This is a genomic window from Pseudomonas sp. Root71, from assembly GCF_001429045.1.
Classification (GTDB): domain Bacteria; phylum Pseudomonadota; class Gammaproteobacteria; order Pseudomonadales; family Pseudomonadaceae; genus Aquipseudomonas; species Aquipseudomonas monachiensis.
In genome coordinates, this window is record NZ_LMHY01000012.1 from 52,480 (window position 1) to 68,486 (window position 16,007).

At 59.1% G+C, this 16,007-nt stretch carries 17 protein-coding genes; 6 read left to right on the forward strand and 11 right to left on the reverse strand.

The annotated features are described in order from the left end of the window. Positions 1–46 precede the first annotated feature (46 nt). The 4 genes from ASD95_RS10235 to ASD95_RS10250 all read right to left on the reverse strand — a co-directional run bounded on the left by ASD95_RS10235 (position 47) and on the right by ASD95_RS10250 (position 4,276). Complete coding sequence (locus ASD95_RS10235; protein WP_056721387.1) at positions 47–1,879, reverse strand: ABC transporter ATP-binding protein; 1,833 nt, start codon at positions 1,877–1,879, stop codon at positions 47–49. Between the two features lie 94 nt (positions 1,880–1,973). Next, positions 1,974–2,531, reverse strand: coding sequence for a peptidylprolyl isomerase (locus ASD95_RS10240; RefSeq protein WP_056721389.1), 558 nt, complete (start codon positions 2,529–2,531; stop codon positions 1,974–1,976). Positions 2,532–2,534: 3 nt separating this feature from the next. Next, on the reverse strand, positions 2,535–3,338 hold the full coding sequence (locus tag ASD95_RS10245; protein ID WP_056721391.1) for an alpha/beta fold hydrolase: 804 nt from the start codon (positions 3,336–3,338) through the stop codon (positions 2,535–2,537). 14 nt (positions 3,339–3,352) lie between these two features. Beyond that, on the reverse strand, positions 3,353–4,276 hold the full coding sequence (locus tag ASD95_RS10250; protein ID WP_008018223.1) for a LysR family transcriptional regulator: 924 nt from the start codon (positions 4,274–4,276) through the stop codon (positions 3,353–3,355). Between the two features lie 49 nt (positions 4,277–4,325). Here ASD95_RS10250 and ASD95_RS10255 point away from each other — a divergent pair, with 49 nt between their 5' ends. The 3 genes from ASD95_RS10255 to ASD95_RS10265 all read left to right on the forward strand — a co-directional run bounded on the left by ASD95_RS10255 (position 4,326) and on the right by ASD95_RS10265 (position 6,615). After that, entirely contained in the window at positions 4,326–4,640 is a 315-nt protein-coding gene (locus ASD95_RS10255; protein WP_056721393.1) for a hypothetical protein, read from the forward strand. Positions 4,641–4,805: 165 nt separating this feature from the next. Beyond that, positions 4,806–5,405: an FMN-dependent NADH-azoreductase gene (locus ASD95_RS10260; protein ID WP_046043697.1), complete on the forward strand. Its 600-nt coding sequence runs from the start codon at positions 4,806–4,808 to the stop codon at positions 5,403–5,405. A 343-nt stretch (positions 5,406–5,748) separates the two neighbouring features. Beyond that, positions 5,749–6,615 (forward strand): carboxylate/amino acid/amine transporter, encoded by an 867-nt coding sequence (locus ASD95_RS10265; protein ID WP_056721395.1) that lies wholly within the window; start codon positions 5,749–5,751, stop codon positions 6,613–6,615. A gap of 51 nt (positions 6,616–6,666) precedes the next feature. Here ASD95_RS10265 and ASD95_RS10270 read toward each other — a convergent pair whose 3' ends face one another. Beyond that, complete coding sequence (locus ASD95_RS10270; RefSeq protein WP_056721397.1) at positions 6,667–7,554, reverse strand: LysR family transcriptional regulator; 888 nt, start codon at positions 7,552–7,554, stop codon at positions 6,667–6,669. Positions 7,555–7,712: 158 nt separating this feature from the next. Here ASD95_RS10270 and ASD95_RS10275 point away from each other — a divergent pair, with 158 nt between their 5' ends. After that, positions 7,713–8,357: a hydrolase gene (locus ASD95_RS10275; protein ID WP_008018228.1), complete on the forward strand. Its 645-nt coding sequence runs from the start codon at positions 7,713–7,715 to the stop codon at positions 8,355–8,357. 131 nt (positions 8,358–8,488) lie between these two features. On the opposite strand, the gene ASD95_RS10280 is transcribed toward ASD95_RS10275, so the two are convergent. Beyond that, positions 8,489–9,787, reverse strand: a complete 1,299-nt coding sequence (locus ASD95_RS10280) for a mechanosensitive ion channel family protein (RefSeq protein ID WP_056721399.1) — start codon at positions 9,785–9,787, stop codon at positions 8,489–8,491. A 191-nt stretch (positions 9,788–9,978) separates the two neighbouring features. On the opposite strand from ASD95_RS10280, the gene ASD95_RS10285 reads away from it, so the two are divergent. Continuing rightward, entirely contained in the window at positions 9,979–11,319 is a 1,341-nt protein-coding gene (locus tag ASD95_RS10285; protein ID WP_046043701.1) for a DEAD/DEAH box helicase, read from the forward strand. A gap of 64 nt (positions 11,320–11,383) precedes the next feature. Here ASD95_RS10285 and ASD95_RS10290 read toward each other — a convergent pair whose 3' ends face one another. From ASD95_RS10290 to ASD95_RS10300, 3 genes are all read right to left on the reverse strand, one after another. Beyond that, positions 11,384–11,659, reverse strand: a complete 276-nt coding sequence (locus tag ASD95_RS10290) for a hypothetical protein (protein ID WP_056721400.1) — start codon at positions 11,657–11,659, stop codon at positions 11,384–11,386. A 177-nt stretch (positions 11,660–11,836) separates the two neighbouring features. Further along, the gene (locus tag ASD95_RS10295) at positions 11,837–12,592 is read right to left on the reverse strand and encodes a class I SAM-dependent methyltransferase (RefSeq protein ID WP_162252401.1); all 756 of its coding nucleotides are present in this window, start codon (positions 12,590–12,592) and stop codon (positions 11,837–11,839) included. A gap of 184 nt (positions 12,593–12,776) precedes the next feature. Further along, positions 12,777–13,511, reverse strand: a complete 735-nt coding sequence (locus tag ASD95_RS10300) for a DUF899 domain-containing protein (RefSeq protein WP_056721404.1) — start codon at positions 13,509–13,511, stop codon at positions 12,777–12,779. Positions 13,512–13,705: 194 nt separating this feature from the next. Here ASD95_RS10300 and ASD95_RS10305 point away from each other — a divergent pair, with 194 nt between their 5' ends. Further along, positions 13,706–14,098 carry a hypothetical protein gene (locus ASD95_RS10305; RefSeq protein ID WP_056721407.1) on the forward strand — a complete coding sequence of 131 codons (393 nt, stop codon included), beginning with the start codon at positions 13,706–13,708 and terminating at the stop codon, positions 14,096–14,098. A gap of 69 nt (positions 14,099–14,167) precedes the next feature. On the opposite strand, the gene ASD95_RS10310 is transcribed toward ASD95_RS10305, so the two are convergent. Further along, complete coding sequence (locus tag ASD95_RS10310; protein WP_056721408.1) at positions 14,168–15,037, reverse strand: DUF6279 family lipoprotein; 870 nt, start codon at positions 15,035–15,037, stop codon at positions 14,168–14,170. 77 nt (positions 15,038–15,114) lie between these two features. Then, entirely contained in the window at positions 15,115–15,837 is a 723-nt protein-coding gene (locus tag ASD95_RS10315) for a TorF family putative porin (RefSeq protein ID WP_056721411.1), read from the reverse strand. Positions 15,838–16,007: the final 170 nt, after the last annotated feature.

The following is a 16,007-nucleotide window of genomic DNA, read 5'->3' on the forward strand; positions in this document are numbered from 1 at the left end:
TTCGCGAGCAAGCCCGCTCCCACAGGTTTTGTGGCCGCCGCAATACTCAATCGATCCCGACAAAACCACCGGTCTGGTGTTGCCACAACCGCGCATACAAACCGCCATGGGCGAGCAGTTCGGCGTGGGTTCCGGTTTCGGCGATCTTGCCGTTTTCCAGCACCACCAGCCGGTCCATCCGGGCGATGGTCGAGAGCCGGTGAGCGATGGCTATCACGGTTTTGCCCTGCATCAGGGTTTCGAGGCTTTCCTGGATCGCTGCTTCGACTTCCGAGTCCAGTGCCGAGGTGGCCTCGTCCATGATCAGGATCGGCGCGTCCTTGAGCAGTACCCGGGCGATGGCGATGCGCTGGCGCTGGCCGCCGGAGAGTTTCACCCCGCGCTCACCGACGTGGGCATCGAAACCGGTGCGGCCTTCACCGTCCGACAGTGATGGAATGAAACCGTCGGCCCGGGCCTTGTGCACCGCTTCCCAGAGTTGCGCGTCAGTGGCGTCGGGTTTGCCGTACAGCAGGTTGTCGCGGATCGAGCGGTGCAGCAGCGAGGTGTCCTGGGTGATCATGCCGATGCGTTCGCGCAGGCTTTCCTGGCTGACGTCGGCGATGTTCTGGCTGTCGATCAGGATGCGTCCACCTTCAACGTCGTACAGGCGCAGCAGCAGGTTCACCAGGGTCGATTTGCCGGCGCCGGACGGGCCGATCAGGCCGATTTTCTCGCCAGCCTTGATGGTCAGGTTGAGGTCGCCGATGATCCCGCTCTGCTTGCCGTAGTGGAAATCCACCTGTTCGAATCGCACTTCGCCACGGGCCACCGCCAGGGGTTTGGCCTGGTCGCGGTCGGTGATGCCGACCGGTTGCGAGATGGTCTGCAGACCGTCCTGCACCATGCCGATGTTTTCGAAGATGCCGGTCACCACCCACATGATCCAGCCGGACATGTTGACGATGCGGATCACCAGGCCGGTGGCCAGGGCAATCGCCCCGACGCTGATCAACGACTGTGTCCACAACCACAGGGCCAGGCCGGTGGTGCAGACGATCAGCAAGCCGTTCATGCTGGTGATAACCACGTCCATGCTGGTGACCACGCGGCCGGCCAGTTGCGCTTTTTCGGTCTGCTCCTTGATGGCTTCGCGGGCGTATTGCTGTTCGAAGTTGGTGTGGGCGAACAGTTTCAGGGTGGTGATGTTGGTGTAGCCGTCGACAATCCGCCCCATGAGTTTGGAGCGCGCATCGGACGCCACCACCGAGCGATCCTTGACCCGTGGCACGAAATAGCAAAGGGCGGCGATGAAGGCGAAGATCCATGTCAGCAGCGGGATCATCAGGCGCCAGTCGGCTTCGGCGAACAGCACCAGGGAACTGATGGCGTAGATCAGCACATGCCACAACGCATCCACCGCCTGCACGGCGGAATCGCGCAGTGAGTTGCCGGTTTGCATGATGCGTTGGGCGATGCGCCCGGCGAAGTCGTTCTGGAAGAAATTCAGGCTCTGCTTGAGCACGTAGCTGTGGTTTTGCCAGCGGATCATGCTGGTCATGCTGGGACTCAGGGTCTGGTGCACCAGCAGGTCATGCAGGCCGACAAATATGGGGCGCAGCACCAGCGCAACCACCACCATCCAGGTCAGTTCGAGGGCATGATCCTGGAACAGACTGACGTTTGGCGTGCCTTGGGCCAGGTCGATGATGCGGCTCAGGTAGCTGAACAGCGCCACCTCGATCAAGGCACCAATCAGGCCGACGATCAGCAGGGCGGCGAAGCTCGGCCAGACCTGCTTGAGGTAATAAGTGTAGAAAGGGAAAACCCGGTCCGGCGGAGACGCCGTCGGTGCTTCACGGAAAACATCGATCAGTTTTTCAAAGCGGCGATAAAGCATTGGTTGTTCACCCGCGAACGGGCTCTCCTTTTAACGTGTTGAGCGTTGCCGGCAGACACCGGCAACGGCTCGGACATCCTTGTCCAGCTTAGTCTCAGTCGATGCGCTTGGCCGACTTGATGAACACCGGGTCCGCCGGCACGTCTTTCATGCCGCCACGGGCGGTGGTTGGCGAGTTGACGATGATGTCCACCACGTCCATGCCTTTGACCACTTTGCCGAACACCGCGTAGCCGTCGCCCTGGTCAAGGAAGTCGTTGTCCTTGACGTTGATGAAGAACTGGCTGGTGGCCGAGTCAGGCACCGACGTACGGGCCATGGACAAGGTGCCGCGCACGTTATGCAGGCCGTTCTTCGATTCGTTCTTGATCGGTGCGTTGGTGTCTTTTTGCTGCATCTGTTGAGTGAATCCGCCGCCCTGGACCATGAAGCCCGGGATCACCCGGTGGAAAATCGTGTTGTTGTAGAAGCCTTTGTCGACGTACTCAAGAAAATTCTTGGTACTGATCGGGGCCTTGACCGCGTCCAGTTCGATTTCGATCTGGCCGTTGGTGGTGTCCAGCAGCACATGCGGTGCCTTTTCCGGCGTCGCGGCCATCAGGTTGGCGGCAAACAGGACGGAGCCTGCGGCGAGGGCGATTTTTTTCAGCATGGGTCAGTGATCCTGAGTGGTGGTATCGACTGCGGTCAGAAACTCCAGCAGTGTTTGGTTGAAGTGTTCCGGCTGGTCCAGCGGCGTGGCGTGGCGTGAATCGGCGATCACCACCAGCCGCGCGTCGGGCAGCAGTTTTACGTAGTTTTCCTTCAGCGCCACCGGCGTGTAGTCACGGTCGGCGCTGACGATGAGGGTTGGACAGGTGACCTTCGAAAGTCGTTCCTGAACCCCCCAGCCGACAATGGCGTTGAAGCTGGCGAGATAAGCATGTTTGTCGTTTTTTGCCCAGCGCTCGGCCATTTTTTGTCGCAAGTCGGCCTGCTCGGGTTTCGGGAACAGCTTGCCGCCCAGCGCCTTGCCGATGGTACCCAGGCTAAGGGCGCGCATCAGGCTCCAGCGCTTGAACCACTGCCAGTAATCGTCGCGGCTGCGCAGTTTGACCTCTGGCGCGCTGTTGACGATGCATAGGCTTTTGAGCAGTTGTGGCTGATCCACGCCCAGCTGGAAGCCGATCATGCCGCCCATGGACAGGCCGACATAATGTGCCGGACCGAGATTGAGGTGTTCGATCAATGCAATCAGGTCGGCGCTGAATCCGGCAATGCTGTAGCGCTCCCGGGGTTTGTCCGAACGGCCGTGACCGCGCACATCCGGGACGATCACCCGGTAGCGGGTGGCCAGTGTCGGGATCTGTTTTTCCCAGTCCAGGGTGCTGGAGCCCAGGCCATGGACCAGCAGCAGCGGCGTGCCGTGGCCATATTCCTCATAGTGCAGGTTGCAACCTTCGTGTTCGAAATAGGCCATGCATACACTCCGTGTCAGGCTTGTTCGGGGGCGGCGAACGGTGCGTCCAGTGGTGCGGTGTCAAAGGTACGCAGCAGTTCGATGAGAATCTGCGTGGCCGGCCCCAGCGGTTTGTCCTTGTTCGAATACAGGTAGAAGCTCGGGTTACGGCTGCCGCCCTGATCCAACGGTAGCAGCTTGAGCGTGCCTTCCTTGAGTTCCCGTTCGATCATGTGCCTGGGCAGCCAGGCAAAACCCAGGCCGCTGCTGACGAAGGTCGCGGCGGTGGCCAGGCTGCCGACGGTCCAGCGCTGTTCGGCGCCGAGCCAGCCGACGTCCCGCGGTTGCTGGCGGCCTGAGTCGCGGATCACCACCTGCATCTGGCTTTCCAGGTCCTGGAAGCTCAGTTCGCGGTTGAGGCGGTGCAAGGGATGCTCCGGGTGGGCGACTGCGACGAACTCGACGTCGCTCAATTCCGCGCCCAGGTAACCGGGAATACTGAAGCCCGTGATGGCCAGGTCGGCCACGCCTTCGAGCAAGACTTCCTCCACCCCCGACAGCACTTCCTCACGCAGGCGCACCCGGCAGCCACGGCTTTGCGGCATGAACGCGGTCAAGGCGCGGACGAGGCGGGCGCTTGGGTAGGCGGCATCGACCACCAGGCGCACTTCGGCTTCCCAACCCTGCTCCATGTGATGGGCCAGGTCTTCGAGTTGGCTGGCCTGTTTCACCAGTTGCCGGGAGCGGCGCAACAGCACCCCGCCGGCTTCGGTCAGTACGGCTTTGCGTCCGTCGATGCGCAGCAACGGCACGCCAAGTTGATCCTGCATGCGGGCCACGGTGTAGCTGACTGACGATTGCGAGCGATGCAGCGCCTCGGCGGCCTGGGCGAAACCACCGTGATCGACCACGGCCTGCAGCGTTCGCCATTGATCGAGGGTCACGCGGGGCGCTTTCATGTTGAGCTCCTCTTGTCCTAAGCTGGCAGCCCTTATTGGAGGCTGCCGAATGAAAAAAATCTGTTGTGTGCTGCTGGCGCTGCTGCCGCTGACGGCGTTTGCTTATCCGATTGATGTGCAGAAGAACCTCAACGGAATGAAGATAGACTTTGAAACCTTCGACACCGACAGCGATATCGGCTCCATCCGGGTCGCCAACTACGGCGACGTCGATGCGAGCTGCAAGGCGGTTTTCAGCAATGGCCCGGAAGCCCCCCGCACTCGCAAGATCGATGTACCGGCCGGCAAACACAAAAACGCCACGGCCAAATTCAGCCGCAACATCATCAAATTGCGCATCGAGCTGACCTGCACCCCGAAATGACGCCAGGCTCTTCTGTGGGAGCGAGCCCGCTCTCACAGGGTATGCAGAGCTTATAAACGAATTTCTTGATGGGTTATAGCAGTTATTTGCGCTTTTTCATCGATATGACTCTGTTTAACCTTCACTCCATCGACCTACCGCATTCTCAGATGGAGGCTACATCCCATGTCCCGCGTTCTGATCATCGAAAGCAGTGCCCGTCAGCAAGACTCGGTTTCCCGCCAGTTGACCCAGACCTTCATCAGCCAGTGGAAAGCCGCTCACCCGAATGACCAGATCACCGTCCGGGACCTGGCCGTCAAGCCCGTGCCGCACCTGGACATCAACCTGCTGGGTGGCTGGATGAAGCCCGCCGAGCAGCGCAGCGACATCGAGCAGGCGTCCCTGGAGCGTTCCAACCAGTTGACCGATGAATTGCTCGCTGCCGACGTACTGGTCATGGCCGCGCCCATGTACAACTTTGCGATCCCCAGCACCCTGAAAGCCTGGCTCGACCATGTGCTGCGTGCCGGCGTGACCTTCAAGTACACCGAGACCGGTCCGCAAGGCCTGCTCAGCGGCAAGCGTGCCTATGTGTTGACGGCTCGCGGCGGCATCTATGCCGGCAGCACCGCCGATCACCAGGAACCGTACCTGCGCCAGGTCATGGGCTTCATCGGCATCCACGACGTGACGTTCATCCACGCCGAAGGCATGAACCTGGGCGGCGACTTCCAGGAGAAAGGCCTGAACCAGGCGAACGCCAAGCTTTCGCAAGTGGCCTGACCGGTTAATCGCCAGATAATCGCTGGATGGTCTAGTGACCTGGCGCAACCCTTCAAGCCTGTACGCGCATCGAACCTCCCTTCGCACTTGTTGCTCCTGAGTGCCCTGGCCCGATTGAACGCTTTAGCGAGATCGGGCTTTTTTTTGCCTGCGATCTGACGAACACCTGCAAAACCCTGTGGGAGCGAGCTTGCTCGCGATTGCGGTGTGTCAGACAAGGTGTTGTCGACTGACACTCAGTCATCGCGAGCAAGCTCGCTCCCACAAGGAATTTGTATTATTTGGGTGTTCGCGATCAGCAGCAAAAACCGCTATCGTCGCCGCCATTCGAAATGAGGCGAGCATGGGCTATCTACTTTTTGTCACGCTGATCCAGGCGTTTTCCTTCAGTTTGATCGGCGAATACCTGGCCGGTCATGTCGACAGTTACTTCGCCGTGCTGGTACGCGTGTTGCTGGCGGGGCTGGTGTTCATCCCGCTGACCCGCTGGCGTTCGGTGGAGCCGGCATTCATGCGCGGCATGCTGTTGATCGGCGCGTTGCAGTTCGGCGTGACCTATGTCTGCCTGTACCTGAGCTTTCGCGTACTGACGGTGCCGGAAGTGTTGCTGTTCACCATCCTCACGCCGCTGCACGTGACCCTGATCGAGGATGCGCTCAATCGTCGTTTCAATCCATGGGCCCTGGTCGCGGCTCTGGTGGCGGTGGCGGGGGCGGCGGTGATTCGCTTTGACCGGATCAACCCGGACTTCTTCATGGGCTTCCTGTTGCTGCAACTGGCCAACTTCACCTTCGCTGCCGGGCAGGTGCTCTACAAACATCTGGTCGCGCGTCATCCGAGCGATCTGCCGCATTACCGTCGCTTCGGCTTCTTCTACCTCGGTGCTCTGGCGGTGGTGTTGCCGGCGTTTCTGCTGTTCGGCAAACAGGACTTCCTGCCTGAAGCACCGTTGCAATGGGGCGTGCTGCTGTTCCTCGGACTGGTCTCGACCGCTTTGGGTCTTTACTGGTGGAACAAGGGGGCGTGTCTGGTCAGCGGCGGGACCCTGGCGGCGATGAACAACCTGCATGTGCCAGTGGGGCTGCTGATCAATCTGCTCATCTGGAATCAGCACGAAGAACTGGGGCGGTTGTTGCTCGGCGGTTCGGTGATTTTGCTGGCGGTGTGGATCAGTCGGTTGGGCGTACGCCAGTCGTTGGTGGCACGCTGAACCCTGTGGGAGCAAGCCCGCTCCCACAATAGATTGTGTGATCTTCGAAAATCACTTCGGCGCCAGTTGCCCCACCAGAAACTCGATAAACGCCCGGGTCTTCTGTGGCACCCGCCGCGCCGACGAATACACCGCATTGATGGTGATCGCCGGGGCCTGCCATTCACACAGCACTGGCACCACTCGCCCGGCCGCCAGCGCATCCTCGACGATGAAGTCGGGCAGCAGGGCGATGCCCATGCCGGCTTCGGCGGCCTGGGCGAGCAGGTCGCCGTTGTTGGCGTGGAGTGGGCCGGTGACGTTCACCCGTTGGGTATCCTTGCCATTGCACAGTTGCAGGCTGACACCGCTCTGCAGATACCCGTAGTTCAGGCATTGATGGGCGCGCAGATCCTGCGGAGTCTGCGGAACGCCCGCGCGCTCGAGATAAGCCGGGGATGCCACCATGATGCGTGGTGCGGGTGCCAGTTGCCGGGCGATCATCGTCGAGTCGGGCATGCTGGCGATACGGATGGTCACGTCAAACCCGCCCCGCACCGGGTCGACCTGCTGGTCGCTGAGCACCAGTTGCAACTCGATGTTCGGGTGCTGTTCGTGAAACAGCGGAATCAATGGCCCCAGCCGCCGAAGACCGAACGACATCGGCGCATTGACCCGCAACACACCGCGTAACTCACCGATGCCGTCACGGGCGCGTTGCTCGGCCTCGTCCAGTGCCGCCAACACCTCCCGTGCAGCATCGAAATACTCGGCCCCGGCTTCGGTCAGGTGCAGGCTGCGGGTGGTGCGTTGCAGCAATTGCACACCGATGGCTTCTTCCAGCGCCTGAATCTGTTTGCTGACTTTCGAGCGCGGCACATCCATGGCCCGGGCGGCTGCGGCGAAGCCGTTCTCGCCGACCGTGACGACGAAGGCGCGCATGCATTCGATGCGATCCATATTGTCCCTTTTTTAGAATCAATGTTTCTCGATTTTAGGTAATTGTCCCTTTTATCGCCAGCCCCTAAAGTGACATCCAAGCCGACAACAACGCCGCAGAAGGCACGGTCGACTACCCCCTCACCCATTCGAAGTATCGACATCAAAAGGAACGCGCCATGTCTATTCGTGAACTGCTCAACCCAACCAACTCCGCCCTGATCCTGATCGACCACCAGCCGCAAATGGCTTTCGGCGTGCAGTCCATCGACCGTCAGACCCTGAAGAACAACACCGTGGGCCTGGCCAAGGCGGCGAAGATCTTCAACGTGCCGACCATCTACACCTCGGTCGAAACCGAAAGCTTCAGCGGTTACATCTGGCCCGAATTGCTGGCTGTGCACCCGGATCAAAAGCCGATCGAACGCACTTCGATGAACTCCTGGGAAGACAAGGCACTGGTAGACGCGGTGAAAGCCACCGGTCGCAAGAAGCTGATCATTGCCGCGCTGTGGACCGAGGTGTGCCTGACTTTTCCGGCATTGGAAGCCCTGGCTGAAGGCTATGAGGTGTACATCGTCACCGACGCCTCCGGCGGCACCAGCAAGGAAGCCCATGACATGTCGGTGCAACGGATGATTCAGGCCGGCGCGGTGCCGGTGACCTGGCAACAAGTGTTGCTCGAATACCAGCGTGACTGGGCGCACAAGGATACTTACGAGGCGGTGATGGAACTGGTGCTGGAACACAGCGGCGCGTACGGCATGGGCGTGGATTACGCCTACACCATGGTGCACAAGGCACCGCAGCGGCAGGTGAAGTAACCCGCAAATTCTGAAAATGATGTAACCCCTGTGGGAGCGAGCTTGCTCGCGATTGCGGGCTGTCAGACGACACATATGTTGACTGACACGCCCTCATCGCGAGCAAGCTCGCTCCCACAGGTTTTGTGGTGTTACACCCTGCGCTTTTCAGCTTCGGGAATATGGCTCGCCCCCAGCACCGCCGGCAATACTCCCGCACGCAAATCCATACCGCTCGGCTGCTGATACAGGCTCAAGCCAAACTCCGGCAGCACCGCCAGCAGGTAGTCGAAAATATCCCCCTGAATCCGCTCGTAATCAGCCCACGCCGTGGTGCCGGTAAAACAGTAGATTTCCAGCGGAATACCCTGGGCCGTGGTCTGCATCTGACGCACCATGCAGGTCATGTTCGGCTGGATCCCCGAATGACTCTTCAGGTAGGCCAGCGCATAGGCGCGGAAAGTGCCGATGTTGGTCATCCGCCGACGGTTGGCCGACATGGCCGCGACGTTGCCCTGGGCTTCGTTCCAGGCCTTGAGTTCGGCCTGTTTGCGGGTCATGTAGTCGGTGAGCAAGTGCACCTGGGACAGCTTCTGTTCTTCGTCGTCACGCAGAAAGCGTACGCCGCTGGCGTCGATGAACAGGCTGCGTTTGATTCGGCGGCCACCGGAAGCCTGCATGCCGCGCCAGTTCTTGAACGACTCCGACATCAGGCGCCAGGTCGGGATCGAGACAATGGTCTTGTCGAAGTTCTGCACCTTGACCGTGTGCAGCGTGATGTCCACCACATCGCCGTCGGCGCCCACCTGGGGCATCTCGATCCAGTCGCCGACCCGCAGCATGTCATTGCTGGTCAGTTGCACGCTGGCGACGAACGACAGCAGCGTGTCCTTGTAGACCAACAGGATCACCGCCGACATGGCGCCCAGGCCTGACAGCAGCAACAGCGGCGAGCGATCGATCAGTGTGGCGACGATGATGATCGCGCCAAACACGTACAGCACCATTTTCGCCAATTGCACATAGCCTTTGATCGAGCGGGTGCGGGCGTGCTCGGTGCGGGCGTAGATGTCCAGCAGGGCGTTGAGCAGGGCGCTGACCGCCAGCAGCAGAAACAGGAAGGTGAAGGACAGTGCGACGTTGCCGAGGAAGTTCAGGCTGGTTTTGCTCAGGTCCGGCACCAGATTGAGGCCGAACTGGATCACCAGTGAAGGGGTGATCTGCGCCAGGCGATGGAACACCTTGTTCTGTAGGAAATCATTGACCCAGTGCAGGGCCGGCTGGCGGCTGAGCATTTTTGCCGCGTGCAGAATGAGGTAACGCGCCACCCGTCCGAGGAACAGCGCAATCGCCAATAGTAGCAACAGCGACAGGCTGGAGTGCACGAGCGGGTGCTGGTCGAGGGCACCCCAAAGGTCCAGGACGTTGGTCCAGAGCTGTTTGATATCCATGGTTGAAACGATTCTTCTATAAGGCACGAGAGGGGATTAGAGCATTTAAGACGCTTTGTATTACGTTTCGGGAAAAATCAGGCAACAAAAAACCAACTGTTTACCGCCATTTGTATAAAGAAACTCGGCCTGAGCGCTCGAAACCGTTACCCTATGCAGCTGTTTTTTTGCATTTCTTCGAGGTAGCACCCGTGTTTTCCCAATTCGCCCTGCACGAACGCCTGCTCAAAGCCGTGGCCGAGCTGAAATTTGTCGAGCCAACGCCTGTGCAAGCCGCGGCCATCCCGCTGGCGCTCCAGGGGCGTGACCTGCGGGTGACGGCGCAAACCGGTAGCGGTAAAACCGCTGCATTCGTTTTGCCGATTCTCAACCGTCTGATCGGCCCGGCGAAAATCCGCGTCAGCATCAAGACCCTGATCCTGCTGCCGACCCGCGAACTGGCCCAGCAGACCTTGAAGGAAGTTGAACGCTTCTCGCAGTTCACCTTCATCAAGTCCGGCCTGATCACCGGCGGTGAAGACTTCAAGGTCCAGGCCGCCATGCTGCGCAAGGTACCCGACATCCTGATCGGTACCCCGGGCCGGATGATCGAGCAATTGAACGCCGGCAACCTCGACTTGAAAGAAGTTGAAGTGCTGGTGCTCGACGAAGCCGACCGTATGCTCGACATGGGCTTCGCCGACGACGTTCAGCGTCTGGTGGACGAGTGCACCAACCGTCAGCAGACCATGCTGTTCTCCGCCACCACCGGTGGTTCGGGCTTGCGCGAGATGATCGCCAAGGTCCTGAACAACCCTGAGCACTTGCAGCTCAACGCGGTCAGCCAGCTGAACGAAACCACTCGCCAGCAAATCATCACCGCTGACCACAACCAGCACAAAGAACAGATCGTCAACTGGTTGCTGGCCAACGAGACCTACCAGAAAGCCATCGTGTTCACCAACACCCGGGCCATGGCCGACCGCATCTACGGCCGCCTGGTGGCGCAGGAATACAAGGCGTTCGTGCTGCACGGCGAGAAAGACCAGAAGGATCGCAAGCTGGCGATCGACCGCCTGAAGCAGGGCGGCGTGAAAATCCTCGTGGCCACCGACGTCGCAGCCCGTGGTCTGGACGTGGACGGCCTGGACCTGGTGATCAACTTCGACATGCCACGCAGCGGTGATGAGTACGTGCACCGTATCGGTCGTACCGGTCGCGCCGGCAACGATGGCCTGGCCATCTCGCTGATCTGCCACGGCGACTGGAACCTGATGTCGAGCATCGAGCGCTACCTCAAGCAGAGCTTCGAGCGCCGCACCATCAAGGAAGTCAAAGGCACCTACGGCGGACCGAAAAAGGTCAAGGCCTCGGGCAAGGCTGTTGGCGTGAAGAAGAAAAAGACCGACGCCAAGGGCGACAAGAAAAAAACTGCCGCCAAGACCCCGACCAAGCGCAAGAGCGCCAACCGGCCCAAGAGTGATTCCCTGGTCAGCAAGGACGGCATGGCCCCACTCAAGCGCCGCAAGCCGGAAGCACCGGCGGCTGAGTAAGTCGTTGTAGACGATCAGTGAAAAACCCGGACAGTGTCCGGGTTTTTTTATCCCTGGTGTTTTATCAGCCTTCGGCTTTCTTCTCGGCAGACTCCAGTTCCTTCAAGCGCTGGTCGATCAACTGGCACTTGTCCGGCAGGTCCTTGGCGGCAGTGCCCAGATCCATCTTCTGCAACTCATCATTGATCTCCTTGGCCTTGGTCGGATTTTGCTCGGTGAGCCTTGCCACTTCCCGGGCCAGTTGCTCGCGCTTGGCAGTGGCTTCGTCGGGGGTGCAGGCCCAGGCGGGCAGGGCGCAGGCGAGGGTGATAGCGAGGGTCAGCTTGCTCAGGGTTTTCATAAGCGTCCTCTGTTCCGGCAACGGCAGATATCCGGTTGAGGGGACAACGGCAAGAAAAGTTCAGCCGAGGTGGCGGATAAGTCTGGTATAGGGTGGCCAACAAAAAACCGGACAATGTCCGGTTTTTCTACACTCGGCAAAGTGATGAAAGAGTCGTTCCGTTTACTCAAGCCTCGATCACTTGACCGCAATGAATCCTCTTTCCATCGAGATATGCTTGTTTCCATATTTATGAAAAATCGGTACTACCCGTGCCGAGGCACTGCAGACTTTCTGTAACAGATCGATGGGACGCTGGCCCATGGCCGCAATCTCCCACTCAGCGCCTTTCAAGAACGGCACGCCATAATGGAAGCTTCCAACTGTTGAGAAGCCGATCTCATGTAATGTTTTTTCGATGAGTTCCCTGGAGTGAAATACGTGTTTCGACCAGTTTTCAGGGCACCAGTTTTTCCACAGTTGCGCGCCAACAGCTTCCATGTTCGGCATCGAAAAAAGCAGCCTGCCGTTACTCTTCAAGGCGGAAAATGATTTCTCAAGCATAGGCCTTGGATCAATGAAATGTTCCAGGACACCCCAGTGAACGACGGTGTCGTATTGCTGGTCGGGTGTCCAGTTGCATATGTCGGCGTTGAGGAAGTGGCCTGAGCATTGATTGATATCAAACAGCTCCTTGACTACTTTCAGACCTTCATCGGAGAAATCGAGCGCAGTGACGTCTGCGTCCATCCATTTATTCATGGACAAGAGGCGTTTGTTTTCACCGCCACCTCCCAGTTCCAGAATACGAGTGCCCTTGATCGAGCCAAGCCGCGCATGAATCAACCTGGCGAAGAGGCCATTTTTCCCGTAGTAGAAATCTGAACCGCTCAATGCAGACAGCGAGGACTGTGCAGGGGACCACACACTGTCCCAATAGCTTTCGTCAGTCACTTTATTCTGGTCTTGTCGTCCTGACACAGTTCTCTCCAATAGTTTTTTTAGTGTTGTAACTGTCAGAAAGTCTTGAGCGTAGCTTAAAGAAATGACAGTTCACCGGTCATTTCATCGGCTGAGCACTATTTCTTTTCGGGCGGATCGGGCGCTCTTCGCGAGCGGTCCCGATTCAGTTTCAAGGCTAACCCCCATGGCAGCAACCAGGTTCAGCCTGTTCTTCGTACCGGTCGTGATGCCGCACCCACTCCATGATCTCGTCCTCGTTGCGGCCCTTGGGCGTCAGGTCGAGGTAGTTGTAGGCGCCGACCAGCATGTCCAGGCCCCGGGCATAGGTAGAGTAGGTATGGAAAATTTCTCCGGCGTCATTGCGATAAAACACGCTGAGACCGGGGAGTTCTTCTTCGGCGCCGTCGGTTTTTTCGTAGTTGTATGTAGCCTTTCCGGCGGCGACGTCTTCAGCTCGGGCGGTGACGCCAAAGTCGTAGTTGAAATCGCAGCCTTCGGACGACACCCAGTCGAACTTCCAGCCCATGCGCCGTTTGAAAGCCTGGAATTCGGCGAACGGTGCGTGGGAAACCACTACCACGGCCACGTCATGGTGGGCCAGGTGCTGGTTGGCGCCGTCGATGTGATCGCTCAGGTACGAGCAACCAGGGCAGCCTTCATCCCAGCCCTCGGCGAACATGAAGTGGTAGATCACCAACTGGCTGCGCCCCCCGAACAGGTCCGCCAGTTTCAGTTCGCCGTCGGGCCCCTGGAAGTGGTAGTCCTTGTCGATTTTCACCCAGGGCAGGGCGCGGCGTTCGGCGCTGAGTCTGTCCCTTTCCTTGGTGAAGGCTTTTTCGTGGGCCAGGTGCTGTTTGCGGGCGGCGAGCCATTCTTCCTGCGATACGACGGGATGGTTCTGAATGTTCATGTTGTTTTCTCCTGCATGGGGCGGGGAGGTGACTTACACAGACTAGTCGTTTGGCTTGCGTGGATTTCGACATGCCGTCGGTCGGTCGTCTGCAAACGCCCGGCTGAACGGCGGGCGGGCGTACCGGTCACAACCTGTAAGGTCCGTGCAATTGCACGGGCATCAATCGAACGGGCACCGGAGGTTGAATCAGGATGACGACTTACAATTGGGACTTGATTGAGCGCTTGCTGCATGAAGTGCAAAACAGTGCGGGCCACAGTTTTACGCCGCGGCCTTACGCCGAACAGCATGCCGCGCAGAAGGCTGCGGAAGGTGAGCCGATTGAAAATCTTGATCACTTGAAAACGGTGGCTGGAGAGTACGAAAAGTTACTGCTGGCGCGTGGCTATATCGAACCGCGACCGGAGGACGAAGGTGGTACGGGCACCAATTACATTCTGACGGCGCGGGGTTCGCGTTTGTTGAGCCTGATCGACAGCAGCATCCCTGGCAATGATCACCCGCGGCAGGTGCTGGACGAACAGGAGGATGCGCTGGATGAGGTGACGTTCGATGAGGTGGCGTCGAGGGCGCAGATTGCCTGATGTTCTCATGCAATCCTGTGGAATCACCCTGTGGGAGCAACTCGCTCCCACATTGGTCTTGTGTTGTCCTCAGCCTTGTTTCCCGGCTTTCAGGCACTTCAAGTCGCTGAAGTCTTTCCTCACACCCTCGATTTTCTTCAGCAACCGTGCGCGTTGGCTCGGCGTGCTTTCAGCCATCAGATCCACGAACAGTGAACGCGCCTGGGCTTCGGTGTTGGCAAAGGCCTGCCGATAGGCGGGTGTCCACAAGCTCTCACGATTGACCAGAAGTGTCTCGATGCGTTGTGGGAATTCGGGGCTCTGGCGTTGGGCAACAGCTGCACTGAACTGTTTCTGCCAATGGACGCGGTTGGCAAGCCACTGGGTGTTCTGCTCGCCCAGGGTCCTGGACCATGTGGCTACCCGTTGTTGCTGGGTAGTGTTCAGAGGCCCGAGCCAGTCGTTCAGGCGCTTCTCCATGCGCGCGCCGCGTTCCTTGATCTGCTGGTCGAGGGAAGGTTTGAGGTATTCCTGCTGGCGTTTGCGCTGGTCCTTGGCAAAGGCGTCGTTCATTTCGGCGACTTGCTTGTCATCCAGCCCTTTCAGCAACTCGATGGCCGACGGGGTGATTTCCCGCGCGGTCTCGGCGATCGCCTGTTCGGCTTCGTGGGCGCGGGCTTGCAAGGCTGCATCGGTGACCTGGTTGGTGGTGATCATGGTTTGCAGACGGTCCAGCCAGTCGAGGTAGCCGGGCAGTTGGGTGGTGCAGTGCCAGCTCAGGTGTTCCTTCAAGCGTTCGTCCAGCCAGCTTTTTTGCTCGCCGTTCATGTCCAGGTAGTCACTGAGCGTCCACGGGATGATCACATCGAGATTGCGGTAGGCCAGGCCCACGCGGCTGCACGCGCCGAGGGCAAGGGCAACTATCAGCATAAAGGCGATATGTTTGAACCAGCGGGACATGGGCGAGTCCTTGCGAAAGCCAGTCTTCGGTGTCTGATTCTCATGTGAACCCAAGAGGAGCCCGGCAGTTCAGCCGATCAATAGAACGCGTGTTCGGCCTTGAGCGTCACCAGCCCGTCGCACTGGTTGTTGTGCCCGGCATAGGCCGAGCAACCGCTGCCGCTCAGGTTGGAGTCACTGTAGATCAGGTCGAGGTCGATGCCCATGAACGGGCGGGACAATTTCAGCGACCAATCGGTAAAACTGCCTACATACCCGCCATCCACCGCCACTGGCGTATTGAATTGGTGGGTGGTGTATTTCAGGCTGATGCCTACACCGAAAGGTTGATTGCCGCTCAAGTCAGCGAACAGAGTGTTGTTCTGTTTGTCCGGGTCATTGCTGAAGGCGATGCCGAATCGGCTGCCGAGCAAGGTCAGGCCGCCGAACAGTTCCTGGCTGTCAGGGGTCGTGACTTCGGGGTAACTGTAGCGGATCAGGCCCACTTCGTAGCCGAGGGTTTGGTCGAAGGGTTGTTTAAAACCCATGTAGGAATCGATCTCGAGGTCTTTCCCCGGGCTGATCCCCACGCTGGGCGACCATTGGCCCACGTAGAAACCGCTGTCGTGGCTCAGATCCAGGCCGCCGTGGAACGAACCGACGGCCGACGGTTTGACCAGGCCCTGGGCCATGCTGCGGGTGGGGGTGGTGCCGAGCTTGAGGTCGAAGCCCCCCAGCTCACGCTGAAAGATTTGTGCGTGTGCCACGGAGCAGGCCAGCAGGCTGGCGAGCAATGCCGATAGATAGAAAGGTTTGAACATGCGTCACTCCATGAACAGCGAGGACAGGCTGGCGGGCCCGCTGAAACGCTTGATCCAGACGTGTGCAAGAATACCGGCGAATGATCGGCAATGAAGGCCGTTCGTCGATTTCCGAACGATTTGAAGGAGTGGCGGGGGGAATAACGAGGGTTCCAGTCCAAGCGCTTCGA

Bases quoted from the DNA above. Each gene is read 5' to 3' on its own strand.
- ASD95_RS10310 (WP_056721408.1), bottom strand. From the start codon at position 15,037: ATGTCCCGCTGGTTCAAACATATCGCCTTTATGCTGATAGTTGCCCTT.
- ASD95_RS10300 (WP_056721404.1), bottom strand. From the start codon at position 13,511: ATGAACATTCAGAACCATCCCGTCGTATCGCAGGAAGAATGGCTCGCC.
- ASD95_RS10255 (WP_056721393.1), top strand. From the start codon at position 4,326: ATGAAAAAAATCTGTTGTGTGCTGCTGGCGCTGCTGCCGCTGACGGCG.
- ASD95_RS10315 (WP_056721411.1), bottom strand. From the start codon at position 15,837: ATGTTCAAACCTTTCTATCTATCGGCATTGCTCGCCAGCCTGCTGGCC.
- ASD95_RS10240 (WP_056721389.1), bottom strand. From the start codon at position 2,531: ATGCTGAAAAAAATCGCCCTCGCCGCAGGCTCCGTCCTGTTTGCCGCC.
- ASD95_RS10270 (WP_056721397.1), bottom strand. From the start codon at position 7,554: ATGGATCGCATCGAATGCATGCGCGCCTTCGTCGTCACGGTCGGCGAG.
- ASD95_RS10290 (WP_056721400.1), bottom strand. From the start codon at position 11,659: ATGAAAACCCTGAGCAAGCTGACCCTCGCTATCACCCTCGCCTGCGCC.
- ASD95_RS10235 (WP_056721387.1), bottom strand. From the start codon at position 1,879: ATGCTTTATCGCCGCTTTGAAAAACTGATCGATGTTTTCCGTGAAGCA.
- ASD95_RS10280 (WP_056721399.1), bottom strand. From the start codon at position 9,787: ATGGATATCAAACAGCTCTGGACCAACGTCCTGGACCTTTGGGGTGCC.
- ASD95_RS10305 (WP_056721407.1), top strand. From the start codon at position 13,706: ATGACGACTTACAATTGGGACTTGATTGAGCGCTTGCTGCATGAAGTG.
- ASD95_RS10275 (WP_008018228.1), top strand. From the start codon at position 7,713: ATGTCTATTCGTGAACTGCTCAACCCAACCAACTCCGCCCTGATCCTG.
- ASD95_RS10250 (WP_008018223.1), bottom strand. From the start codon at position 4,276: ATGAAAGCGCCCCGCGTGACCCTCGATCAATGGCGAACGCTGCAGGCC.
- ASD95_RS10260 (WP_046043697.1), top strand. From the start codon at position 4,806: ATGTCCCGCGTTCTGATCATCGAAAGCAGTGCCCGTCAGCAAGACTCG.
- ASD95_RS10265 (WP_056721395.1), top strand. From the start codon at position 5,749: ATGGGCTATCTACTTTTTGTCACGCTGATCCAGGCGTTTTCCTTCAGT.
- ASD95_RS10245 (WP_056721391.1), bottom strand. From the start codon at position 3,338: ATGGCCTATTTCGAACACGAAGGTTGCAACCTGCACTATGAGGAATAT.